This window comes from Roseomonas rosulenta (assembly GCF_016106005.1).
GTDB lineage: Bacteria > Pseudomonadota > Alphaproteobacteria > Acetobacterales > Acetobacteraceae > Neoroseomonas > Neoroseomonas rosulenta.
This window is the reverse complement of sequence record NZ_JACADR010000447.1, coordinates 1-2,308: the sequence shown is the minus strand read 5'-3', so window position 1 is coordinate 2,308 and position 2,308 is coordinate 1. Positions and strand designations below refer to the sequence as shown.

Here is a 2,308-nt window from a genome sequence, read left to right as displayed (position 1 = left end):
GGCGCTGACGAGACGGGCGCGCCGCAGCCCCTGCCCGGCCGGGGGCCGGCATCGTCGCGCCGGGCCGGAGCCTGCGCTTCACGGCGGACGCCGGCCCGGGTCCGCATGGCGCCCGCGACCGCCGCCCCCACCCTTTGCCAAACGGCCCGCTTCCCGCTTATCCATGGCTGGCCGACCGGCGCCGCCCCATACACTCTCACCCAGCGATGACACCATGACCACGCAAGGCCCCGTCCATCTCCGCTGGCGCGCGGGTTCCGCCGCGCCCGAGACCGAGACCTTCCCCGACCTCGACGCCGCGCTGGATGCCGTGGAGGCGCGCTGGGAGACGTTGCAGCACCAGGCGCCGCAGATCCTGGACGCGCGCCGCATCCTGCTGATCAGCACCGAGCAGCTGCAGGCCGCGATGATCGAGGGCGACGACGAGGCGGGTAGCTGACGTCGCACCGGGCGCCTGCCTTCGGCGTTCGGCCCGCGACCGGCCCTGGATGACCGCGACCCCCGCGCATCGCGACGCGGCATCGCGCTGACGTGGCCCGCCGACCCTATGCCGTGGCGAAAAGCAGCCCGGCGTCGGCGAGCCTCTCGCCGATGCCCGCGCGCCGCAGCGCGTGCCAATAGGTGACCGGGTTGGTCGCGAGCACCGGCTTGCCCAGTTCCGCCTCCGCCGCCCGCGCCACGCCCGCGAAGGGCAGGTTGGTGCCGAGCTGCACCACCGCCCGGACATCCGGCCCGTCGAGCTCCCGTACCGCGTCGCGCAGGCGGTCCAGCGGCACATGCGCGATCGCCGCCGGGCCGGGCGCGCGCAGGCCGAGCACGCGCAGCACCTCGATGCCGGCCTGCTCGAGGAACGCCTTCGCGGCCGCGTCGCCGGCCGGGAAGAACGGCGTGAGCAGCGCGATGCGCGTGACACCGAGCGCCGCCAGTGCCGCGAGCGTCGCATGGGTCGGCGCCGTGACGGGGCAGCCGATGCGCGCTTCCGCTTCCGCCAGCAGGGCGTCGCCGGCAGCGCCGCCGCCGACGAAATTCTCGACCATCACACCGATCGCGACATGATCCGGCCGTGCGGGCGCGAGCGTGTCCAGCGCCCCAATCAGCCCGCCGACCATGGCCGCGCGCACCGCCGCGGCATCGGCATCGCCGGCCACGCGTGCATCGGGGTTGGCGATGCGCGCGGTGGCGTTCACCACGCCGCGGGGGCGGAGGTCGTCCATCTCCGCCTCGGTCGTGACGTTGGTGGCGGGCACCACCACGCCCATCAGCAGACGCTGTGCGAGCGGGCTGCGCCCGCTCACTTGCCCTCGACCGGGGTGGTGTCGTTCGGCCACAGCGTGCGGGAGGCGACGCCCGCGATCACCGCGCCGATGATGGGCGCCACCCAGAACAGCCAGAGCTGCTCAAGTGCCCAGCCGCCGACGAAGATGGCCGGGCCCGTGCTGCGCGCGGGGTTCACGGACGTGTTCGTCACTGGAATGCTGATCAGGTGGATCAGCGTCAGCCCCAGGCCGATCGCGATCGGCGCGAAGCCCGCGGGCGCGCGGCCATGCGTCGCACCCATGATGATGACGATGAAGAAGAAGGTCATCACCATCTCGCAGATCAGCGCGGCATTCATGCCGTACTTGCCCGGCGAATGGTCCCCGAAGCCGTTCGCCGCGAAGCCGCCCACCTCGAAGCCCGGCTTGCCGCTGGCGATGGCATACAGGATGCCCGCGCCCGCGATGGCACCCAGCACCTGCACGAAGATGTAGGGGGCGGCCTGGCTGCCCGGGAACCGCCCGCCCGCCACAAGGCCGAGCGTGACCGCCGGGTTCAGGTGGCAGCCCGAGACATGGCCGATCGCATAGGCCATGGTCAGCACCGTCAGGCCGAAGGCGAAGGAGACCCCAAGCAGCCCGATGCCGACCTCCGGGAAGGCCGCGGCGAGCACGGCGGAGCCGCACCCCCCGAGCGTCAGCCACAATGTGCCGATGAACTCGGCAGCGAGCTTCGGGGCCATTCGGTTCACTCCCTATGGTTCTTGGCAGACGCGCCGAGACTACCGCGCTTTCGTGACATCCCGGCAAGTGCTCGCTGCCCGGAGGGCGGGACCGGCTGCGCAGGGTGGCGGCCCGGGCCGGCCGATCACGCGCCCGCGTGACCTGCCCCGGCCGCTGCACGTCATGGCAGCGCGATCGCCAGGCGATGCGCCGCCGCCGGCGTGCCCTGCGGCAGGCGCACGCGCAGCCGGGCCGCGACCACGCCAGGTTCGGGCAGTTCCGCGCTGCCCGCCGCGAGCGGGCCATCCTCGGCAACCAGGGTCGCGAGC

Annotated in this window: 3 protein-coding genes; 1 reads left to right on the top strand and 2 read right to left on the bottom strand. The window is 73.4% G+C overall.

The window, feature by feature from the left end; all coding sequences use genetic code 11:
• The first annotated feature begins 214 nt into the window (after nt 1-214).
• Nucleotides 215-439 (top strand): hypothetical protein, encoded by a 225-nt coding sequence (locus HW578_RS25635; protein WP_198373541.1) that lies wholly within the window; start codon nt 215-217, stop codon nt 437-439.
• Between the two features lie 106 nt (nt 440-545).
• On the opposite strand, the gene HW578_RS25630 is transcribed toward HW578_RS25635, so the two are convergent.
• Nucleotides 546-1,295, bottom strand: coding sequence for a maleate cis-trans isomerase family protein (locus tag HW578_RS25630; protein ID WP_198373540.1), 750 nt, complete (start codon nt 1,293-1,295; stop codon nt 546-548).
• Nucleotides 1,292-1,999 carry an aquaporin Z gene (aqpZ, locus tag HW578_RS25625; protein ID WP_198373539.1) on the bottom strand — a complete coding sequence of 236 codons (708 nt, stop codon included), beginning with the start codon at nt 1,997-1,999 and terminating at the stop codon, nt 1,292-1,294. Before aqpZ ends, HW578_RS25630 begins: the two co-directional genes overlap by 4 nt.
• Between the last annotated feature and the right edge of the window lie 309 nt (nt 2,000-2,308).